Raw genomic sequence first — 20,427 nt, 5'->3', positions numbered from 1 at the left:
ATGAGCAAAGTCGGACAAATAGAACGAGCCACCCAAAACCGCATTTTGCGGTTGTTTCAGGAACAATTGCAGTACACCTATTTGGGTAATTGGGAAGAACGAGAAGGCAACAGCAATATTGAAGAAGCTGAGTTGCGTAAATTTCTGCAAACAAAATACAGCGATGAGCTTATTACCAAAGCCACCTTTGCTCTAAAGAAAGAAGCCAACATCAATACCAATGATGACCTTTACACCGCCAATAAAGAAGTGTATTCTATGCTTCGTTTCGGCACCTCAAAAAAGGTTGAAGCCATTAAACGCCCCGAACATGTTGATTTTATTGATTGGGAGAATCCACATAACAACCATTTCGCCATTGCTGAAGAAGTAACCATCAAAGGAGCAAAAGAACGTAGGCCTGACATTGTACTTTATATCAACGGCATTGCTATTGGTGTTTTAGAACTAAAAAAAGCCAGCGTTTCTGCTAGTGAAGGTATTCGCCAAAACATCAGTAACCAATTGCATTTATTCAACAAGCCATTTTTCACCACCATTCAATTCGTAATGGCAGGGAACGATAGCAATGGCTTGTATTACGGCACAACCAAAACAGAGGAAAAATATTTTCTGAAATGGAAAGAAGACAACGACGTTTACAGACCAGATGAAATAGTTTTGGATAAACACATCATTCAATTTTGCAGCAAAGAACGCTTACTAGAAATCATTCACAATTTTTTAATATTTGATTTTGGTACAAAAAAACTCTGTCGCCCCAATCAGTATTTCGGCATCAAGGAAGCTCAGAAATATCTTGCTAAAAAAGAAGGTGGGATCATTTGGCATACTCAGGGAAGCGGTAAGAGTTTGACAATGGTATGGTTAGCCAAATGGATTCTGGAAAACAATTCTAAAGCCCGTTTACTCATTGTAACAGACAGAACCGAATTGGACGAGCAAATTGAAGGTGTGTTTTTAGGTGTTGGTGAAACAATTAAGCGAACCAAAAGTGGAGCCGATTTGGTTTCGGTCTTGAATAACACTTCACCCAGATTAGTGTGTAGTTTAGTACACAAGTTTGGAGGCAAAGAAGAAAATGTAGCTGATGAATTTGTAACCGCCTTAAAACAATCCAAAGACTTTCAGCCTAAAGGCGAATTTGTGGTTTTTATAGATGAATGTCACCGAACTCAAAGTGGCGATTTGCACAAGGCTATGAAAAGCATCTTGCCTGAAAGTTCAATTTTTATTGGTTTCACAGGAACTCCATTACTTAAAAAGGATAAAAAGAAAAGTTTGGAAGTTTTCGGTAGGTACATTCACACCTACAAATTTGATGAAGCAGTAAAAGACGGAGTTGTATTGGATTTGCTTTACGAAGCCCGTGATGTGGACCAACACGTTTTGGACCAAAAAGGAATTGACGATTGGTTTGAAATTGTAACACAGGGAATGAATGACCTACCTAAAGCAGAACTTAAACAGAAATGGGGAACAATGCAAAAGGTTTTGAGCACTAAAAGCCGATTGGAGAAAATAGTGTTCGACATCAAAAAAGACTTCATTACCAAACCACGACTAAAAGACGGCAGAGGAAATGCAATACTTGTGGCAAGAAGTATTTATGAGGCTTGTCGCTATTACGAGATATTTCAAAACTTTGGGTTAAAGAAATGCGGTATCATAACCAGTTTTGAACCGAACGAAAACACCATAAAAATAGAAGAAACAGGCAACGGAGAAACTGAGAAAAAAGAGCAGTTTGAAATTTACCAAAAGATGCTCAAAGACTATGGTTATACTGATGCAGAGAGTTTTGAAAAATTTGCCAAAAAGAAATTCAAAGAGGAGCCTGCAAATATGCAACTGCTTATTGTAGTTGAAAAATTACTGACTGGTTTTGATGCTATCCATTGCACCTATTTGTACATAGATAAGCAAATGCAAGACCACGGATTGTTTCAAGCCATTTGCCGCACTAACAGATTAGGAAAAGAAGAAGAAAATGACCCTTATTACAAAGAATTTGGGTATATTATTGACTATAAAAACCTGTTAGACAATCTCAATAAATCAATTACTGATTATACTTCAGATGCCTTTGATGCTTTTGATGCCGAAGATGTAAAAGGATTGCTGACTGACAGATTGGTAAAAGCAAAAGAACGCTTAGAAGATGCCATTGAAGCATTGCATCAATTGTGTTTAGACATTCCAGCACCTAAACAAATCGAAAAGTTTTATCATTATTTCTGTGGCGACCCAACAAACAAAGACGACCTGAAAGACAACGAAGAAAAGCGATTCACTTTATACAAATTGGTGGTGGCGTTAATCAGAGCTTACAACAACATAGCTGCTGAAATAATTGACGCAGGTTATACACAAGCTGAAGCCGACAAAATAAAAGAGAAAGTAAATTACTATGCTGAATTGAGAAACAGCATCAAGCATTACAGTTCTGACTATATCGACTTAAAGAAATATGAACCCGATATGCGTCAGATGTTGGATATGTATCTTACTGCCGACCCTAGCCGTGTGCTTTCCAATTTGGGTGAAGCAACATTGCTTCAACTTATTGTTGAAAATGGAATTGAAGAAGCCACTGATAAATTGCCTGGTAGCATCAAAGGAAACAGAGCGGCAATGAGTGAAACAATTGAAAATAATATGCGGAAAACGATTATTCAGGAAATGCCTGTTAATCCTGCCTATTATGAAAAAATGAGCGTATTGCTTTTGGAGTTAATCCGATTGAGAAAAGAAGGTGCAATAACTTACGAAGAACTACTCAAAAAATATGAGGAATTAGCCAAAGACATTCAGCCTAATACAATGAAGTCTTATCCAAAAGATATTGACACCAAACCCAAACAAGCCTTGTATGACAACTTAGGGGAGGACGAAGAATTGTCCATTGCAATGGATGAACAAGTACGCTATATCAAGGATGATGATTGGAGAAGTACACACATTAAGCGAAGAAAAGTTGAATTGGCAATTAAAGAAGTTTTAGAAAAATACGGCATAACGGATAAAGCCATTATCAGCAAAATATTTGATTTAATTTCAAATCAAAAGGAATATTAAGATGCAGCAAATCGAAATCAGCGACTTCTCAATTGATGTGGTGCGAAAAAGCATAAAAAATATGCACCTTTCAGTTTATCCTCCAACAGGAAGGGTACGCATTGCAGTGCCTTTAAACATAGATGACGAAGCTGTACGACTATTTGCCATATCAAAATTAAGTTGGATAAAAAAGAACCAGCGTAAATTTGAGAAACAAGAAAGACAATCGCCACGAGCATTTGCGGAAAGAGAAAGTCACTGGTTTGAAGGTAAAAGATATTTATTGAGAGTTAAGGAACACGATGCTCCGCCAAAAGTCATCATTAAAACCAAAACACACATTGACCTTTTTGTTAGGCCAAAAACAAGTGTTGAACAAAGTCAAAATATTTTGAATGAATGGTATCGCAAACAATTAAAGAGTCAAATACCAGGGCTCATTAACAAATGGGAAAAGATTATGGGTGTGACAGTTTCAGATTGGGGCGTAAAGCAAATGAAAACCAAATGGGGAACTTGCAACATTGAACAGAAACGTATTTGGGTAAATCTTGAGTTAGCCAAAAAACCGTTGAACTGCCTGGAGTATATTGTGGTTCATGAAATGGTACATCTTTTAGAAAGAAATCATAATGATAGATTCCATTTTCATATGAATAACTATCTGCCAAATTGGAAAGTGTATCGTGAGGAATTAAATAAGATGCCTGTTTCGCATGGGGAATGGGGGTATTGATGGCGAGTTGTATTTGTTAAAGTTTTTATATGTCAGAAATTGTATCCAGACCACTTTTTCTTTTTGGAAACGGCTTATCTATAGCCCTTTCTCATGAATTTGCGTTAAGGAATATTACAGAAAAATTCATAAAAGGTTTACAAGGAGATGAAAGAGCTTTTTTTCATGAACTCTGTGGAAAAGAGAATTTAAATTTCGAAGATTTCGAATCAAACTTTGCCCAATTAGAAGCAGCATATAGTAGCTTAGTTAAATACAGAACTTTTATTGAAAGTGAAACAGGTGTATTCTTTTTAAATAAATTTCACCTAACTAATCCAAATCTCAAACAGCATGAAGAGGTTATAAAATCGCTTTACGACAAGTACATTTTTCAAATACTTTCTCTAATACAAGGGAATGTAACAAAGGCTGGTATAGCTGAGAAACTTAATGGCTTCACTACATTTTTGAAATCGCAATTAAATGAATGTGAAAAGGGATTCATTTTCACTTTAAATTACGATTTGTTAGCTGAAGCAATATTATTGGAAGAAATTGGCACAGAGAGAATAACTGATTTTTGTTCGCCTTCTGGACATTTTAAGGGATCTGATATTTCTAAATATGATTTTGACCCAGCAATGAATGATGAAAAGTTTGGAGAAGATTACAATAAAGAGAAAGTTGAGCTGCATCATTTACACGGATCGCTATCTTTATTCTATGACCATTCACGAAACAAAACCATTAAATTCAAAAATGACGACATTCTTACAAATGGTATTTATAAAAAAATTGAGGATGAAAAGTGGACCTTGTACCCAGCGATAATTACTGGTGGTGGCAAATCACTTAAGGTTACTGAGTATCCATTCGAGTTCTATTATCGAAATCTTAAAGATATTTCAACATATGCCAAGTTCACGAAATTCTATATTGTTGGATATAGTTTTAGAGATGAGCATATAAACGATTTAATTAAGAGATGGATATCAGCTGTTGTAGATTATCAAAACGGCTTGCTTATTGTTGACTTTAAAACGGATGAATTATCACAGAAAAATTTCAAGTTGCTTGTCAAAAAATCTTTAAAGCTTTTAAAAGAAATACCTGAAACTTGTTTTGAATTTCGGGGGGTTAATTTAATACATGATGTAATAGGTGCAGTAAAAAAGCCTAAGAAGAAAAAGTGAGACTCACCAATAGTGGGCACCCAAATCTCAAATTCAATTCAGTTAGTTTATTTCTAAGTACCATTGTCGCTTGGCAATCGTTTTTATTGTAAGTGAGAATCTTTTGAAGTATTGATTCGTCGCCACTAGTTAAATACTCATTATACCATTGAATGCTGGTTGCACCGTTTCCATCTGCATCTTCCCATTTAAATCCTAAATACTTTGCAAGAGCCTTAATGCTATATGAGCCCAGAGGCCAGTCAGTATATTTCGATACTATGTGATACAAATCAATAACATTTGGGTTATTAAAAAATGCCTCCAGATTTTCAACTGAAATCACCTCTGGATATTTCTGCTGAAGCTTTTTGTACATCGTTTTTTCATGTTGCGAATAATAGTAAATGGCGAAATCATTCTCAGGGAGAGTTTGGATGTAATCCCAAAAGCCTTTCCATGCAGTTCGCTCAGCTTCAGCTGAAAATTCTTTGGCTACAAAAGATTTGAACTCTTCACCTTCTGGTGTACGAATATAAAGACCGTGTAAGTAAGTAAATCCTTCCTGCAACGGATCGTCTTCGATATCGAAGTGTATTTCGAATTTCACCTCTGGTAAATAGAGTTTTTCATACAAGACAGGGAGAGCTTTGTCTTTAAAAATCTTAGCTCTTCGCACAGCTGTAGTTAATGTCTTCTCACCAACACCTTTTAAGAACTGCTTTTCATTTTTCTTCCTTTCAAGTATTACTGGCAAATCCAAATTCACTAGACCAGTCACAGTTGCAACATCTAATTCATCATTTAAGATGTCACGCACTTTTCGTCCAACATAAAAAAGTTGTGTCATGTCGTCATTCGCTACGCAATACTTTTTGCAGCTGTCATGCCATGCACACATCTTGCATACAGAGCTCATGGCGGGAGAGTTACGAGTATTATCCTGAATCAATTCTAAAACTGTTTTTTTAATCTCTTCATAAAATGACCAAAAGCTCTGAGGTGATTTTACACCAATAGAAGCATCAAGATCGTATTCCACTTTTGTCTTATCACCACCAATAATAAATCCTTTTCGTTCACGAGAGAATCCCAGACGAATCAAAATATCGCTGTAAACACACAGTTGAACAGCATAATGTTTTTTTTGTTTGCCTTCAGTCCCTGCATTGTCATCTTCACCTTCAAGGCCACTCCCAGATTTTATGTCAATAGGAAAATACTGGTCATCATCCTGTAATTCCAAAAGGTCAGGAATACCAAACAATTCACCATGCTCTATTACACCTTGATAGATGTATTTCTTTTTGGCAATGAGAGCTACTTTTGTGCGAATTAAACGCTCTTGAATTGTCCCTTGACTAATGTCTTCAATCTCCTCTGCAAAGTTTTCAATAATTTCTTTTTCATGAAATACACCTCTGTCCCATAACATTTGAAGAAATGGGTTGTCATCGGTTCCTTTTTCGGGGATAGGACCATAGATATCCCTCCAAGGCTTATGTGGACATTGAAGATAATTAAAGAGTAAGCTAGGCGTTATTCTCATTGAAATAATTAAAGATAAATAAATAGTACGGTAATTAGTCGCATAATTTCCTATACGATTGAATGTATAGGGAGTGGTTTAGAAAAAGAATATTTAAAGGTTATTAGGGGGTCTATTTAATGCCCCTAATCAGACCCCTTCATTAGCGCCCCAAAAGTAAGCGGCTAAGTTAGGGGCATTAACTATGGTGTACTGATGTCCTCACGACGCTAGGTCGCTAAATTGATCACAACTAGTAAGATGAGATGTCTCACCTCGATTTAATTATACTGATCTACGAGTACCGTGTATCAAGCCCCTTATTAAATACAACCAACGATATTTGGCTAAAATGGATGATTGAAGCAGTTTTTTCTGAATCTATTTATAAGAAACAAATTTCAATATGGGAAAAGACGATTTAGATAACATAAAAATTAACGAAGAAACAAAACGTTTGTCTCTATTAACAATGCACATTGAAGGCCAGGATTATGTGGACTTCTCAACGCTCCTGGAATTCGCTTGCGGGGGGCAGAAACGCAGTACAATTGCACGTAAATTAAAAAAACTTTGTGAAGTGATTGAAGTGCCTTACATAGTTTATAAAAATAGACATTACTATGAAGTAAAGTTTGCCTTACAGATCCACAAACACTTCTATGAAAATAAGTTGTAGTAATTACTTGATATCAATAAATGCATGGAGTAAGAAGGTGCACTTATCTGTATATTTTCATTTTGCCGACATTAGTGCTTGAATATTTTTGAAATAAGGTTTCCTAAAAGTGTGTTTTACACCTTTAACTTCCCCATCAAATTCAACCTCTTTGTGATTTTGATTCAAGTATAATCTGAAATCCGCTAACGTAAAAACTAAATACTCACTGTCATACATATACAAAGTTGGAGCGTTTATTATAAAAAGTGGAGTAACTACAAATTTATCCTTCTTATCAATTGAGCAATTATACTTTACCTCAAAATGCTCAAGGACAAGAGCTCTATTTGATTTCACCCAGTTATATTTATTCGATAATTGCCTCTCATACTTTTCTTCAAAATTCGAAATATCCCTTCTCCAGTTGTAAAATTCAAATCTGGCTCGATTGTGCTTGCATTCAGCAACAAATATTCTTCCGTAATTTTCATCTATAAAGAGAATATCAATTTCTCCCAGATCCTTTTTCAATATGCTTACACCCTGATTGTTTTTCTTCTTAAAGCTTTTAATATTCCTATCATACTTTAGATTTACTTGCTCAATAATTTCAATTGCTGGATTCTCTAAAAGTGAATCATGTGTATCCATACAATGTTTCATAAATCTATATAAATCTGGTATCCGTTTCCATTCTTCTGGAAATTGTCCGAATGGTATGCAATTAGTTGTTAGTTGAGCTAAACTTTCCGCCCATTTTTTTCCACCAATTATCCAATACTTTTTGCCGTCAATTGTATATTCCAAAATAGGGCGATACATATGTCGCCTAGCGTCTTGCGTTTTTAAAATGCCTTCTTCGACACTGATAACATTATTTCTATTTATTGTCAACCCAGAATAAAATACATCTAATACTTCTCTACTGTATGTATAGTCTCTTTCTAATTTCTCGATTAACTCATCGAGATTGAAAACTGAAAATCTAAACTTGTCATCTTTTATTTGTTCATAGATTAGACCATAAAGATGATCGTAATTTAAATTAACTTTCTCATTAAGTACCTTTTTTAGACCAAGAATCGAATCAGATAATACCACTGAAGAGTTGTGGCGTTTATTATCTTCCACAACAAATTTAAAAAGAGTGTTAAACGGAACATTAACGTATATAGTCAATTCATTTTCCTCGACCTTTAAACTGATTGAAAGTTTACAAATTTGGCTTCGAGCGATATATTCACACAATGCAAATGCCCATGTACCAATATAAATGAGTTCTTCAAGATGCGAAATGTACAAATCAAGATTTTCACTAATTTCCTCTGAAAATGATGAGTGGCCAACAAGATCCAATGTACAACCTTGTTCAAGTATATACTTCATTATTCTTCTACTGGCGGCAAAATCTTCGGTATTAATCTGAAAATAATTTTCATGCAACAACATCTTCATTAAATCTATTGAGTCTTCATGTAAATCCTGGACAAAGACGAAAAAAGATGCGTTAGGGATATCTGCTAACTTATTTCTAAAAGCAGAACAAAGAAATTCGAAACATGCTTTTAAAGTTGGTTGAACTTCTAATGGATCATCGACCTGCTGTTCACCATACTTTTGCCAAACTATTTCGGTTAGTTTAGGCCAGTATTTATCTTTGTAAATTGAGTTTGGTTCGATAATATGAATATTTGCAAGCTTTCTGAGTGGCATATCGAAAATCTTTTCTTTTAGTTAATAAATAATAATCTAGTTATGATTGAGATACTTTATGCGAGTTCCTCGCTGTAAAGCGAAATGTCTCCGTATTTCATTTTGTTAATATTTACCCCGTTTACCAGCGCTTTAAGACTGGGCAAGTGTTTGTCGTTGAACTTAACACCTAAGTGTATGTTTTTTAAACTATTCTTTATACAACAATAGACCTTCTTTTTCTGGTCACCGAAAATGACTAATCTGGTTTCTCGTTCATACTGCCATTCTTTATTCTTAGTAAAGTAGAAATAGTTTAAATTCTCAAGCTTGAATTCATTGAGAACATAGTTTTTTAAGCCAATTTTGTTAGCCCTAATAAAGTCAATCTTCTTGTGATCAAAAGGGTTTCTTTGTTCACCAACCTGCCTATGAGGTATCTTATATTCTACATATTTTATTTTTCTAAAATACTTCCAATCAATATTTGGATTTTCCCTCTCGAATTCTTCTTTATCCAATTCCAAACAAACACCAGTATGATTTCCACCGTAGTGTGCCCACATAGCAGAAGAAGCACAACCCCATTTACCTCGGTAATCTTGCGAAAAACACAGCGCTTTACAATTTCTTTTGAGCATTCTATTCACCTTGATAATTCGTTTCTGATTCTCAAGGTGTCGACTTTTTTTTGAAACTGTTTCGAAAACGAAATTCATGTTTTCTCTAGGGTCATTGGTTCTAATAATCTCATTTACTAGAAGCCTAAAAGATGGTAATATAAGATCTCTAGCGGTTTTAAACTCGCAATAATAGTACAATCGGTTTTTAGTGTTTTTGATAAAAGGCATTTTCTAAAGTTTTGATTTACAACTTGACTAATTTTCCATAAAAGTGGGGTTCAAATTTTGCACATTAAAATTGTGCTGTTGTCTAAAGATAACAATATTCTTTTTTCATTTTCCTCCCTATAAAGACATGTCATTTAAACCACATTACTCTGAAATAAAAAGAGGGAAAGATTATCTGTATTTGGTTCACTACAGCAAACACTCAACAGTGAGGCTTCACCTTGTTTACAATGAAATAAGTAGCACCTATATGGGAGTCAAATTAGATGGATTCGTTGAGAATATTAGAGGACTTTTGTACACTTATTCTAATTTTCTGGAAGTAGTTGGAGTAGATCCAAACAAAGAATTGGCAAAACTAGGATTTTCAAAGACCGCACCGAGCGCACTAGAATTGCTATTGTATAAGAAATAGTGACTATGCAAATTAAGTGAATATTCTTTTTTCAATTCCATTCCTATATAAACATGGCAAACAAAAAAATTACAATTTTCGATAATGGTGGAAACACTGTCGATAGATACACTGGAGTGATTTCTGCATCAGGTGATATTGTTGGCTTCAATGAGAACCCCTTTCATCCCTGTGGTTTTGGTCAATTCTGCGGGAACGTTACAGACCGAATGAATGTAACTTATGGATACGGCTGGAGAAATCATTTCAATGAAAAGAAAATCCTAAAGCAGGAACTAATCCATTATTTGAAGGAAGCAAAAGGAAATTCTGAATGGCTTGGCAAAGAAGTTTCTATCGAGCAACTTTCACCAGAGGCAAAAAAATACATTCATCAAATATTAATCGAAGAATAAAACAGAAAACAATATGGCTAAAAACAATCTAAATAAAATCGAAGAATCTAAACAAATATTAAGAGCAGCAGGGTATTTCGTTGACTCGCTGTGGGCTCTGGAAGATATTATCACTAGAGCAGAAGAACAAGAACGTCCAAAAATTAGCAAAAAACAAGCCAAAGAAATAATGCTAATGATGGCAAGAAGTCATGATGCAAATGTTGGTGTAAACTGGGAGTTTATTGACTGTATCACGGAAATATATTTGGATGGAAAGTAAAAAAACGGTGAAACGGCTTCTACTTCTTTTTCATTGCGGAATTCTTTTTCGATGTGGTAGTCCAGTTGTAAATAATACGGTACCCATAGCAAAACAAGAAAACTTTCAATCAAAACCATATTTGAATCCTGCGCTAATTAATGGTAGTTCGTTTGGTCATTACCTTCAGAGTCTATATAGATTTGGTAGGTGCGAGGATCTTATAAAATTTAGTTCCTCAGGTTCCGTTCACAAGTTCGGTCATACTCAGCTTTTAAACTACTACAAAAGTAAAATGAAGTTTGACTTTGAATTAGGTAAGCTATCTAACATTACAAGTAATGCAGACACGTTTGTATTAATTTACACACGAGCGCACATTGATGCAACCAGGAGGTTAATCAGAATAAAGGTTGTTATTGAGAACGACAGCTGTAAATTGATTTTGCCAAATCTCAACCCAAACCCTTTTTACTAGATATTCTTTTTTTGAAATCTTCCCTATACAACTATGAAAAAGATTGTATGTAAGAGTGGAGCTAAGGGATGGCAGTCACGCCTCAGAAAGAATTATGATTCACTCGAAGAGTTTGAGTATTACTCTCAAATTTACGGCATTCATAAAAGACTAGGCTTTGAATCAGCCCAGGAGGCATGGGATACAAATCCTATTCTTCGTGGCTCAGTTATTCCTAGTGATTTGGAAGTGGTGCGTTAAATATTCTTTTTTCAAATCCATCCCTATAACATCATGAACAAACATGAAATCACATTTAAGCAATACAAGTGCATTTTAAAAAAACTTAAGTATAGAAATGACAGAATAGCTATAGAGCTGGTGAATGCGAAGAATGGAGAACCTGTTCTTACTGCAACGGTTAATATTCCAGATGAGGCGCTTGGGGCAGATGAAGTCATTATAAAAAACTATTCTGAAAACGAAGGTGTTTTGCGAGTACTAATAAATGCTTCTATCATAAGTTTTCCTATTCGTTATGCAAATGACAACGACGGAATGCCAGTGTGCAAATTGCTGATTTAGAAATATTCTTTTTTCAAATCCATCCCTATAAGATCAAAACTAAACAAACGAAAAATATGGCACATAATTTAGAAACAAGAAATGGAAAAACAAGCTTTGCTTCGACACAAAAGGCGTGGCATGGATTGGGAACCATTGTTGAAAATGCAATGACCAGTGAACAAGCAATAAAATTGGCCAATCTTGATTATGAGGTTTCAAAAGTGCCTGTAAATGCAAATGTCGAAGGACTGATGTTACCAGTAGCTGACAAGTTTGCAACTATGCGTAAAGACACAAACGATATTTTTGGAATTGTAGGCAAAGGATATACTGTAGTTCAGAACCAAGATGCCTTTGGTTTTTTTGATTCGATTGTTGGTTCTGGCCAAGCAATTTTTGAAACTTCAGGTTCGCTTGGGAAGGGCGAAAGAATTTTTATATCAGCGAAGATGCCTGAATATATCAGAATTGCTGGCACCGATGATTTAACAGAAATGTATGTCGTACTAACATCTTCTCATGATGGTAGTGGTTCCATTGTAGCTTGTTTGTCGCCAATTCGAGTTGTTTGTTCTAATACATTAAATGCTTGTCTTAAGGGAACTAGTAACAAAGTTTCTATCCGCCATACCTCTAATGTGCAAGCAAATCTTGAGCAAGCACACAAATTTTTAGGCATATCAAATCAATATGTAAAGGAGATGAATGAGTGTTTCAATCTCATGGCTAAAAAAACAATTACTGATACTCAAGTAAAAAAATTAATCGACCAATTATTCGTTTCTGAAAAAGAGGATAGTACACGTATCAAAAATATCCGTGACTCAGTAATGACAAGCTACTTCACTGGAATTGGTCAAGAACATATCTTAGGCACATGTTTTGGATTTTACAATGGGATCACCCATTATTTCGATCACGTTAAATCTTATAAAGATCAATCTTCCAAATTCGAAAGCATTGTAGATGGCTCTTCCGCCAAGGTTGTTGCACAAGCCTTGAATATGCTAATAAACATTTAATACTAAAAAAGCATATTCATCTACCAACTAATTATATCACAAATGAATAGGTAAAGTAATCAATGCTTTGTTTATTAAAAGAGCAAATTGAACTATCTAGAGCTACAGCGTTTTCAATATTCTTTTTTTAAAATCATCCCTATAGAATAAAGCAATATGAAAAACAGAATTACAGAAGAAGAGTTCGAGGAAGTTTACAAGCCGCAGCAAAATCATATTGTTGGTGGTGAGAATGCAGCCTTTAACGGTTGGATGTATGAAACCTATGGACCCGAACTGGAATATATTCTATCCTTAGCGAATAATCCCGACACGGCAAAGCTTGTGTGGACTATCCTAGAAGGTGATGGGAACTCAATGTGTTATTCAGCTGGGTATCATTTAGTAAATAGGTTAGGATATTTGGTTACAGAGCATCCTTATCAAAATGAAATGCAATGGGTAGAACTTGATTTTGACTAAATGGAAATTAAAAACAAAGAATTTGAGTTTAAAATAGTGGAAGATGTGGCTTTCACCTATGATCATGGAAGAACTTACTTCTTGACTCTTATCCGAACTAGAGATAAATATTTATTAGAAGTTACTGATTCAAAAAAAATATATGGTCGTAGGTTAAAGCTCGACAAAAGTATTGCAATCTATGTCTACGAAGTTTTCAAAAAACAATTACAACGACAGACAAACTATGCAATTGTGGACCTATGTCTTAAGAACTGTTTTTCTTACAAGACTGTTCGTGAAACAGTTTTGGCTATGAGATTGTATGATCAGACATTTCATTTTTCTACAATCGAAAAGATCATTAAGAAATTTTCTTTAGAAGTGAAATACATTCATGAAGATGAATTGGTTTTCGACATTAAAGGCAAAAAATTAACGATAGAGATTGGCATCCCGAATAAAAAAAATAAGTTTGGTTATTTCAAAGGAGTTTTTGATTCTGGAATTGGCTATCGCTTCTATTTTTATCCAAAAAGTTACTAAGCGGCAATTTTGGCAGTCTTTTTACAACTCATATAATAACACAAACGAAGGTTTAAGGTTCTATATAAACAAACAAAAATGATAAAATACGTTGCATATACAAGATGTTCCACGGCAAGACAAGGACAAAGCGGACTTGGACTTGAAGCACAAAGACAATCTGTGCAAAGTTATGCTAGAGATGGAGAAATAATTGCTGAGTTCGTCGAGGTTGAAACAGGCACTTCGAAAAAGAAGCGTGTTGAAATTTACAAAGCGATTGAGATGTGTAAACAAACTGGTGCGACGTTGTTGATCGCAAAGTTAGACCGATTGGCCAGAAATGTAGTCTTTACTGCAACACTGCTGGAAAGTAAAATACCTTTCGTCGCCTGTGATGCCCCATTCGCAACGCCTTTAACCATTCACATATTAAGTGCAGTTGCTGAAAACGAAGCAAAATTAATTTCGGAACGTACCTCGAAAAGTTTGCAAGTAGCAAAACAACGAGGAACTAAATTAGGTAATCCAAAAAACCTCACGCTGGAAGCTAGACAGAAAGGGGCATCTGTGAGAAAAGAAGCTGCAAGTAGCAATCCGAATAATATGCGAGCGACTGCTGTTATTAAATTATTAATTGCTCAGGCAAAAATAACCTACAAACAAATTGCAGATAAATTAAATGCTGATGGTTTTTTTAGCAGTCAAGGAAAACCTCATACACCATACTCAGTATGGCTTCTAGCGAAACGAGCTGAAATTATTTGAGATGATTATTGATAACAAAATATTTATAATTCGAGAAGAACAAACATTCTTTTTTGGTAGCGACGAAATATTTCTTAGTAAAATCTGTGTGGGTGAAGACAAATATCTGATTGAATTATCATCTAGAACTGAAAGCATTGGTCAACGGAAAGCTCATTGCAAAAGAGTTGCAGATGGAATATTTAAATTGGTAGTTGAAAGTTATAAACGTTTTGATTCACATGAAGAGGCTGTAAAAATCTGGAGGACAGTGTTCTCTTATGAATTGAATGTTGAAATGGTCTTTGTATTAAGAGTTATAAAACTCAAATTTGATCAAGCTGAAATTGGAAAGATGATGGATAGATATAAGTTCAAAATAAAATCGAAGATTGAAGAAAAGGATGAAAATAGTTTAGATGCAATGCAAATTGAAGTAATTTTTCAAAGAAGACATATTGGAAAATTTATCGGAACTTTTTTAAGGCCAAATTTTCGTCTCGAATTGCACTGATAAAAATATGTGAGATTAGAATTGATAATTTATTATTGCCTTTGTATTTACTTTGATATCCATTTCATTCATTTTTTCTAAACTTTTATTTATGGTATCAATTATCACTTTCTCATGTTGTAAAAAATCTGTTATAAGTTTAAAACAATATTCCAAACCTTCAAACCCAATCCGCTTATTGCCATCCATTTTGTATAGCAATCTTTTGTCATCGCTCAATACAAATCCTAGTTTTTCAAAATCGCAAATTAAATGCCCAGGGTTAAATAAAGTAATAATAAATATTTCACCAAAAATAATCTGTTTAAGCACAGCGTTATTAATTCTGCTCCAAATCAAAGGTTGTACACCAGGCAATATGCTTGCATTAACACCTTTATTATATTGAAGACTCCCAAATAGCATATAATTATGTTTTGGAGCATTAAAAATACCACTAACGCTTCCGAGATCATCTTGAATACTATCTGGGGTGTAGTCCCACATTATTCTTTCAGAAAATGATGATTTTGGTATTCTAAAGCATCCTATTGCAATCGCTCTATCAACAGCTTCAATTGTGAACCCTCCTTTGTTACTATTAACGATTTGTTCTAGTAGTTTGTAGTAATTATTATATTGTATAAATGTTTTTACGGTAGGGTTTTTTGTATTAAGGTATTCAAAAGAACCTTGAATCGTTTTTATTTGTTTTTTAAATCTTTCTTCATTCGGTACTTGAAATGGTTTAGTATTTGAATCCTTTGTTTGGCGGTCATTTTTCTTGAAATGTAATGGTTGTGATTTGTGACCAATAATAGTTAACTGAATATTAAGAGTGTTACCAATTCTATGCGTTTTCAATTCTCCAATCCCAGTTAATTTACCTGTCTCCAGATTAAATAGACTAACGTCACCTAATCTTAAGATGTTTGTTATGTTGTGGTAAAGAACGATATTACCATTGAAAAACGGGGTCTTTTTAATAAATTCTAATTCACCAAATCCCCCATTTGATTTAGGATTTGGTAGAAGAACGTTTTCTTGCTGTTGCAAATGGTTCGATAACTGTTCGTTTTCATTTTGATAAAACAAATACACAAAGGCATCCCCAAGGCTTTTGCCGATATAAATTAATGAGGTTAAACAGTTTTTGTATTTTTCGCCTTCCTTTTTTAAATTAATAAACTTGGAAGCAATGTATTGTTTTTGATTCCTCTTAATGTCTTTATCAATCTTGGTTACAACATAGTATTCTCTAGTAATCTTGAATAAAACTGTAGCTAACAAAACTTGAAAGGAAATGATGTTTTTTCCTAATTCTAGATTCATTGTTTTTTTTCTTTTCTTTAAATCCATTAAGGTTGCCCAGAGATTTTCAAAATCCTTTTCAGTAGAATCAATAAATGCTTTAACTTCTATATAATTTTTCTGGATGGTCATTTTGGGTGTATTATAGCAGTTGATATTCTGGATTACTCACTCTAAGTTACTTAAAAAAGAAGCGAGGTCTTGCTATAAAATATAGCATTAGAGGCAGCTCAATACGACTAATTTTGTTTTAATTGTTTGAAAAAGCTGTATATTTATAATACATTTTTAGTATGAAAAACCCAGAAAATAAAAATGAACCTTTACGTTTATTCAGAATATGGGCATCTTGGCTTTCTTTCATTCCGCTTTGTTTGATGCTTGCATCTGTTTATTTACTAATTAACAACCCCTCAATGTTGGATATCAAAAGTCTTTTGATTTTTAACTTAATTGGATTTGGTTTCATCTTTAGTCTTTTGATTTGGCGAGGAGTCTTATTGATACAAAACACTTGACAAGAGTTATATTAAATATAACTTTCGGAATCTAAAGTAGAACGAAGTCATAAGATAAACAAAGAATAAAGATTAATTGCAAAACATTTTTACTCCTTCAATTGCTTCTGCTGAGCCCAACTCTAAAGCTTTTCTCATATCATCACAGGCACCATCATTTTCACCCAACGTTTTCCTAGTGATTGCTCTATTAAAATATGCACTTCGATTATTTGAATTTAGTTCGATGGCTTTATTATAGTCTTGAATGGCACCTCTATAGTCTGCAAGGCTATTCTTCGCAGCTCCTCTGTTGACATATACAAGAGAATCATTCGGGTTGAGCTCTAGGGCTTTGTTGTAATCTAAAACGGCTCCTTGATAATTTTTAAGTGCATATTTTTCTGTTCCTCGATTATTATAAGCTTGTCCGTATTTTGGACTAGTAGTAATGGCGATATCATAGTCTAAAATAGCTCCCTTGAAGTCTTTTAAAGCGTGTTTGGACTTGGCTCTAAAAAAGTAGTAACTAGAGTCCTTTGAATTGATCAAAATTGCTTGATCATAATTTAAAATCGCAGTTGTGTAATCTTTTTGTTCTGCTTTTTCTTTGCCTTTTTTAAAATAGTCTTCGTCAGACTGTCCAAAGTAGCTGTACTTAAATAAGATTGCAGTTGTAATAATAAGAATAAGACGCATAATGAAAATGTTTTAGTGTATTCTTCTTCTTTCAATGTAAGTGCGTTGTGCAATACATTATTCGTTTGATGTTTTAAATTAGCTAAACTTTGATTCCCATTACCAAGATATCATCAATTTGTTCGATTTCTTTGCGATAATCATTAATAAATTTACCAATGACCATGTGTTGATCATTTAAAGTTTGATGCTGAAAACTAAGTACTAGTTCTTTAAATCGTTTTCGAGTAAGTTTTTTTTGCCCTGTAGGCCCTCCAAATTGATCTGCATAACCATCTGTAAAAAGATAAATCATATCACCTTCGAATAACTCAAACGTGTGAGTAGTAAAAGGTTTGCTATCCTCAATCTTACCTATTGGTTGTTTGTCAGCTTTTATCTCGATTAACTTACCATTTTGAACTAACCATAACGGATTGTTAGCCCCAGCCCATTGTAGAGTTCTAGACTTTGGGTTGAACGAACAAAGAGAAATATCCATTCCATCTTTAATATCATCTTCGCTCTGCGAAAAATAATCTACAACAATTTCCTCCGTTTGATTAAGTATCTCCCCAGGAATGGTTTTCCCAAATTCTCTAACGGCTCTATTCAATGCATTATGGCATACCACAGAAACCATAGCCCCTGGAACGCCGTGACCTGTGCAATCGCAAGCTGCAATTAAGACAACATCATTTGCAGTTTCCATCCAATAAAAATCACCAGCCACAATATCCTTTGGTTGATAAAAAATAAAGGAGTTTGGTAAATGTTTTTTAACCATTTCATTTGATGGTAGTATAGCCCGTTGAATTCTTAAGGCGTAGTTAATACTTTGAATAATTTCGGTGTTTTTCTCTTCAATAATGTCATGACTCAATTTGAGTTTTGTTTGAATCTTTTCTTCAAACACTAAAACGACTCTCACATAACGTAAAAGAACTACACTTGTAAAAATGAAAATTGCTATCGAAGCTAATAGGTTCGTATAAAGTGTGGAGTTTGCTTCACTAATAAACGAATCGAATTTTAGATCTACTTCGACTGCCCCAACAGTTTTATTCGAATCATTCTTAATTGGCGTTAAAGAGGTTAGCCAGGTACCGAATTCGTCTTCGTATGGACCCAATGCTCCACCTTCTTCATACATAGTTTGAAAGTCATGAGAAACTTGATAGTAAGGGTCCGAAAAAAAAATTGAATCAGCAGCAGAGTTAGCAATGAAAAAGAATTTACCGTTTTTATTGTTATAGTATATAATTGAGATAGGCTCTTCAATGTTATTTACTAATGCTACTTTATCCAATTTAGAATTAATTGAGATTATTCTGGCATCATTTTGTACCTCGCTTTTGGGTTTGCCAATTCTGAGTAGTGAATCTAAATATTCTATATTCTTGGATTCGATTTGAAGTGCAAGAGTATTTGATATTGACTGGAGTCTTTGCATTACACTTGCCTTCGAATTATTTAGAAAACTCCTATAAGAACTAATTATAAAAAATGTAGATAACACTAGCAATGCTAGAAAGACCATAATAACAATTTTGGTACTCGATTTTTTCCAATCTAAGATTTGTATTTTAATCATTGGGCTTTATTTTAGTATTGTAATTTTTAGTGACTATATTTCTTTGTGAATTAATTGTTTTAAGAGATTAGGTCTTCTCCAAATAATAATTTGCCATATGATTTCAGCGCTAAATAATATGCTGAGTGAAATTACTATTGGCCGTATCGTATTTCCTTCATTCATAATAGCACCAACTAATGCAATAACATAAACTGCAATTGGTAAACAAATCATCAAGATTAAACCAGTAACATTAAATGGTATTTTGAAAGGTCTGTAACTGTTTGGTTTTTTAATTCGTAGAATAATTAATGAAGCAAATTCAAGAAACAATGCTGCACCATATATGATTACATCCATAATTATCAAATCTGAAAATGGCAACACGATCATAAAACTAACAATAATAGTACACCAAATAATTGATAAATGCGGGGTTTGATATTTTCGATGAAGTATATGTAGTTTTTTTGGTAACAATTTATCTTCACTCATAGCTTGAGGTACCCTTGAGACAGAAAGTAAAACTGAAGCATAAAGTCCAAGTCCACTTGCCATCCCCCCAATTGCAATTAGAGCTCCTAACCACTTGCCGCCAACAAGTTCGCCTAAAACTGGAAATCCTCCGCTGCTCAATTCATTATGGTCAATTCCTGATTGTATTGATATTATAATTACCATAAAATAAACTATAAAAATTGTAACGAATGCCGTCACGACAGAAATTAAGTATGCACGAATAGGTTTTGCAACTTCCTCTGCGTATGTAGTAACATTATCCCAACCTAAAAAATTCCACATTATTGTATACAATCCTAAACCAACAGCCGAGAATTTTATTCCTTGTAAAGAAGGCGAGAGTGAAGAAATTTCGACTGAATGATGTGTGATAAAGTAATAAAATAACAAGAAAAAAGGTACTAAGACCGCTATTCCAAGGATGACAGCAGTTTTCCCAACAAGTATGATTCCTCTAATATTTAGATATGCGCTTGCCCATATAATAATTAAGCAGATAGGTATTTTAAATGATTCAGCCTCAGGAAAGAAATAGGTAAGGTATTCCATAAATAAAACGGGGTATATAGCGAGATCCACAAAAGTGTATAGCCAAGTCCACCAACCCTCATACCAGGCAAATCTCAATCCCATAGCACGCTTCACCCATTGATAATACCCTCCAGTGACTGGCATTAAGCTATTTAATTCCAGTACGGTAAGAATTGCTGGTAGATCCCAAATTATTGGCGTTATAAAAAGAAGTAAAAGAGCACCGTTGTTGCCAACGTAGCTAAGAAGAGATTCTAGTCCATAAGGACCGCCTGAAATAGTGAGGAAGATTAAAGCAGATAGTTGAATTATTCTTAACTTCTTTTTCAC

At 34.2% G+C, this 20,427-nt stretch carries 22 protein-coding genes; 15 read left to right on the top strand and 7 right to left on the bottom strand.

All coding sequences use genetic code 11. The features are described from left to right. The 3 genes from P2086_RS12885 to P2086_RS12875 are packed head-to-tail and all read left to right on the top strand — an operon-like array spanning position 1 to position 4,971. Positions 1-3,078, top strand: a complete 3,078-nt coding sequence (locus P2086_RS12885; RefSeq protein ID WP_317897153.1) for a type I restriction endonuclease subunit R — start codon at positions 1-3, stop codon at positions 3,076-3,078. Position 3,079: 1 nt separating this feature from the next. Then, entirely contained in the window at positions 3,080-3,796 is a 717-nt protein-coding gene (locus P2086_RS12880) for a M48 family metallopeptidase (protein ID WP_317897152.1), read from the top strand. A gap of 29 nt (positions 3,797-3,825) precedes the next feature. Beyond that, on the top strand, positions 3,826-4,971 hold the full coding sequence (locus P2086_RS12875; protein ID WP_317897151.1) for an SIR2 family protein: 1,146 nt from the start codon (positions 3,826-3,828) through the stop codon (positions 4,969-4,971). Here the strand turns inward: P2086_RS12875 and P2086_RS12870 are convergent. Further along, the gene (locus P2086_RS12870) at positions 4,955-6,499 is read right to left on the bottom strand and encodes a TM0106 family RecB-like putative nuclease (protein WP_317897150.1); all 1,545 of its coding nucleotides are present in this window, start codon (positions 6,497-6,499) and stop codon (positions 4,955-4,957) included. The two genes, P2086_RS12875 and P2086_RS12870, sit on opposite strands and share 17 nt — an antisense overlap. Positions 6,500-6,884: 385 nt before the next feature. Here P2086_RS12870 and P2086_RS12865 point away from each other — a divergent pair, with 385 nt between their 5' ends. Beyond that, positions 6,885-7,157 (top strand): hypothetical protein, encoded by a 273-nt coding sequence (locus tag P2086_RS12865; RefSeq protein ID WP_317897149.1) that lies wholly within the window; start codon positions 6,885-6,887, stop codon positions 7,155-7,157. Positions 7,158-7,214: 57 nt separating this feature from the next. On the opposite strand, the gene P2086_RS12860 is transcribed toward P2086_RS12865, so the two are convergent. Further along, entirely contained in the window at positions 7,215-8,852 is a 1,638-nt protein-coding gene (locus tag P2086_RS12860) for a hypothetical protein (RefSeq protein WP_317897148.1), read from the bottom strand. Positions 8,853-8,908: 56 nt separating this feature from the next. After that, positions 8,909-9,472 (bottom strand): DUF2971 domain-containing protein, encoded by a 564-nt coding sequence (locus P2086_RS12855; protein WP_317897147.1) that lies wholly within the window; start codon positions 9,470-9,472, stop codon positions 8,909-8,911. A gap of 337 nt (positions 9,473-9,809) precedes the next feature. Between P2086_RS12855 and P2086_RS12850 the strand changes: the two genes are divergently transcribed. The 11 genes from P2086_RS12850 (at position 9,810) to P2086_RS12800 (ending at position 15,006) form a co-directional block, all read left to right on the top strand. After that, positions 9,810-10,097 (top strand): hypothetical protein, encoded by a 288-nt coding sequence (locus P2086_RS12850; RefSeq protein WP_317897146.1) that lies wholly within the window; start codon positions 9,810-9,812, stop codon positions 10,095-10,097. A gap of 53 nt (positions 10,098-10,150) precedes the next feature. Further along, positions 10,151-10,492: a hypothetical protein gene (locus P2086_RS12845; RefSeq protein ID WP_317897145.1), complete on the top strand. Its 342-nt coding sequence runs from the start codon at positions 10,151-10,153 to the stop codon at positions 10,490-10,492. Positions 10,493-10,505: 13 nt separating this feature from the next. Continuing rightward, positions 10,506-10,754, top strand: a complete 249-nt coding sequence (locus P2086_RS12840) for a hypothetical protein (RefSeq protein ID WP_317897144.1) — start codon at positions 10,506-10,508, stop codon at positions 10,752-10,754. Then, positions 10,744-11,211, top strand: a complete 468-nt coding sequence (locus P2086_RS12835) for a hypothetical protein (protein ID WP_317897143.1) — start codon at positions 10,744-10,746, stop codon at positions 11,209-11,211. The genes P2086_RS12840 and P2086_RS12835 overlap by 11 nt, the downstream gene beginning before the upstream one ends. Positions 11,212-11,244: 33 nt before the next feature. Beyond that, complete coding sequence (locus P2086_RS12830; protein WP_317897142.1) at positions 11,245-11,451, top strand: hypothetical protein; 207 nt, start codon at positions 11,245-11,247, stop codon at positions 11,449-11,451. 33 nt (positions 11,452-11,484) lie between these two features. Further along, the gene (locus tag P2086_RS12825) at positions 11,485-11,775 is read left to right on the top strand and encodes a hypothetical protein (protein WP_317897141.1); all 291 of its coding nucleotides are present in this window, start codon (positions 11,485-11,487) and stop codon (positions 11,773-11,775) included. 56 nt (positions 11,776-11,831) lie between these two features. Then, a complete protein-coding gene (locus P2086_RS12820) occupies positions 11,832-12,779 on the top strand; it encodes a DUF932 domain-containing protein (RefSeq protein ID WP_317897140.1) in 948 nt (315 codons plus the stop codon). 156 nt (positions 12,780-12,935) lie between these two features. Further along, positions 12,936-13,241 carry a hypothetical protein gene (locus tag P2086_RS12815; protein WP_317897139.1) on the top strand — a complete coding sequence of 102 codons (306 nt, stop codon included), beginning with the start codon at positions 12,936-12,938 and terminating at the stop codon, positions 13,239-13,241. Next, a complete protein-coding gene (locus P2086_RS12810) occupies positions 13,242-13,766 on the top strand; it encodes a hypothetical protein (protein ID WP_317897138.1) in 525 nt (174 codons plus the stop codon). Positions 13,767-13,844: 78 nt separating this feature from the next. After that, positions 13,845-14,513 carry a recombinase family protein gene (locus P2086_RS12805; RefSeq protein ID WP_317897137.1) on the top strand — a complete coding sequence of 223 codons (669 nt, stop codon included), beginning with the start codon at positions 13,845-13,847 and terminating at the stop codon, positions 14,511-14,513. Between the two features lies 1 nt (position 14,514). After that, positions 14,515-15,006 (top strand): hypothetical protein, encoded by a 492-nt coding sequence (locus tag P2086_RS12800; protein ID WP_317897136.1) that lies wholly within the window; start codon positions 14,515-14,517, stop codon positions 15,004-15,006. Positions 15,007-15,021: 15 nt separating this feature from the next. Here P2086_RS12800 and P2086_RS12795 read toward each other — a convergent pair whose 3' ends face one another. From P2086_RS12795 to P2086_RS12780, 4 genes are all read right to left on the bottom strand, one after another. Further along, positions 15,022-16,344: a hypothetical protein gene (locus P2086_RS12795; protein ID WP_317897135.1), complete on the bottom strand. Its 1,323-nt coding sequence runs from the start codon at positions 16,342-16,344 to the stop codon at positions 15,022-15,024. A 542-nt stretch (positions 16,345-16,886) separates the two neighbouring features. After that, positions 16,887-17,492: a tetratricopeptide repeat protein gene (locus P2086_RS12790; RefSeq protein ID WP_317897134.1), complete on the bottom strand. Its 606-nt coding sequence runs from the start codon at positions 17,490-17,492 to the stop codon at positions 16,887-16,889. An 82-nt stretch (positions 17,493-17,574) separates the two neighbouring features. Then, positions 17,575-19,065, bottom strand: coding sequence for a SpoIIE family protein phosphatase (locus P2086_RS12785; protein WP_317897133.1), 1,491 nt, complete (start codon positions 19,063-19,065; stop codon positions 17,575-17,577). Between the two features lie 33 nt (positions 19,066-19,098). After that, on the bottom strand, positions 19,099-20,427 hold the full coding sequence (locus tag P2086_RS12780; RefSeq protein WP_317897132.1) for an APC family permease: 1,329 nt from the start codon (positions 20,425-20,427) through the stop codon (positions 19,099-19,101).

The organism is Aurantibacillus circumpalustris, from assembly GCF_029625215.1.
Classification (GTDB): domain Bacteria; phylum Bacteroidota; class Bacteroidia; order B-17B0; family Aurantibacillaceae; genus Aurantibacillus; species Aurantibacillus circumpalustris.
This window is presented reverse-complemented; position numbering and strand designations above follow the sequence as displayed.

Bases quoted from the DNA above. Each gene is read 5' to 3' on its own strand.
- P2086_RS12885 (WP_317897153.1), top strand. From the start codon at position 1: ATGAGCAAAGTCGGACAAATAGAACGAGCCACCCAAAACCGCATTTTG.
- P2086_RS12800 (WP_317897136.1), top strand. From the start codon at position 14,515: ATGATTATTGATAACAAAATATTTATAATTCGAGAAGAACAAACATTC.
- P2086_RS12880 (WP_317897152.1), top strand. From the start codon at position 3,080: ATGCAGCAAATCGAAATCAGCGACTTCTCAATTGATGTGGTGCGAAAA.
- P2086_RS12860 (WP_317897148.1), bottom strand. From the start codon at position 8,852: ATGCCACTCAGAAAGCTTGCAAATATTCATATTATCGAACCAAACTCA.
- P2086_RS12845 (WP_317897145.1), top strand. From the start codon at position 10,151: ATGGCAAACAAAAAAATTACAATTTTCGATAATGGTGGAAACACTGTC.
- P2086_RS12785 (WP_317897133.1), bottom strand. From the start codon at position 19,065: ATGATTAAAATACAAATCTTAGATTGGAAAAAATCGAGTACCAAAATT.
- P2086_RS12830 (WP_317897142.1), top strand. From the start codon at position 11,245: ATGAAAAAGATTGTATGTAAGAGTGGAGCTAAGGGATGGCAGTCACGC.
- P2086_RS12835 (WP_317897143.1), top strand. From the start codon at position 10,744: ATGGAAAGTAAAAAAACGGTGAAACGGCTTCTACTTCTTTTTCATTGC.
- P2086_RS12850 (WP_317897146.1), top strand. From the start codon at position 9,810: ATGTCATTTAAACCACATTACTCTGAAATAAAAAGAGGGAAAGATTAT.
- P2086_RS12805 (WP_317897137.1), top strand. From the start codon at position 13,845: ATGATAAAATACGTTGCATATACAAGATGTTCCACGGCAAGACAAGGA.
- P2086_RS12795 (WP_317897135.1), bottom strand. From the start codon at position 16,344: ATGGATTTAAAGAAAAGAAAAAAAACAATGAATCTAGAATTAGGAAAA.
- P2086_RS12820 (WP_317897140.1), top strand. From the start codon at position 11,832: ATGGCACATAATTTAGAAACAAGAAATGGAAAAACAAGCTTTGCTTCG.
- P2086_RS12825 (WP_317897141.1), top strand. From the start codon at position 11,485: ATGAACAAACATGAAATCACATTTAAGCAATACAAGTGCATTTTAAAA.
- P2086_RS12840 (WP_317897144.1), top strand. From the start codon at position 10,506: ATGGCTAAAAACAATCTAAATAAAATCGAAGAATCTAAACAAATATTA.
- P2086_RS12810 (WP_317897138.1), top strand. From the start codon at position 13,242: ATGGAAATTAAAAACAAAGAATTTGAGTTTAAAATAGTGGAAGATGTG.
- P2086_RS12870 (WP_317897150.1), bottom strand. From the start codon at position 6,499: ATGAGAATAACGCCTAGCTTACTCTTTAATTATCTTCAATGTCCACAT.
- P2086_RS12865 (WP_317897149.1), top strand. From the start codon at position 6,885: ATGGGAAAAGACGATTTAGATAACATAAAAATTAACGAAGAAACAAAA.
- P2086_RS12875 (WP_317897151.1), top strand. From the start codon at position 3,826: ATGTCAGAAATTGTATCCAGACCACTTTTTCTTTTTGGAAACGGCTTA.
- P2086_RS12790 (WP_317897134.1), bottom strand. From the start codon at position 17,492: ATGCGTCTTATTCTTATTATTACAACTGCAATCTTATTTAAGTACAGC.
- P2086_RS12815 (WP_317897139.1), top strand. From the start codon at position 12,936: ATGAAAAACAGAATTACAGAAGAAGAGTTCGAGGAAGTTTACAAGCCG.
- P2086_RS12855 (WP_317897147.1), bottom strand. From the start codon at position 9,472: ATGCTCAAAAGAAATTGTAAAGCGCTGTGTTTTTCGCAAGATTACCGA.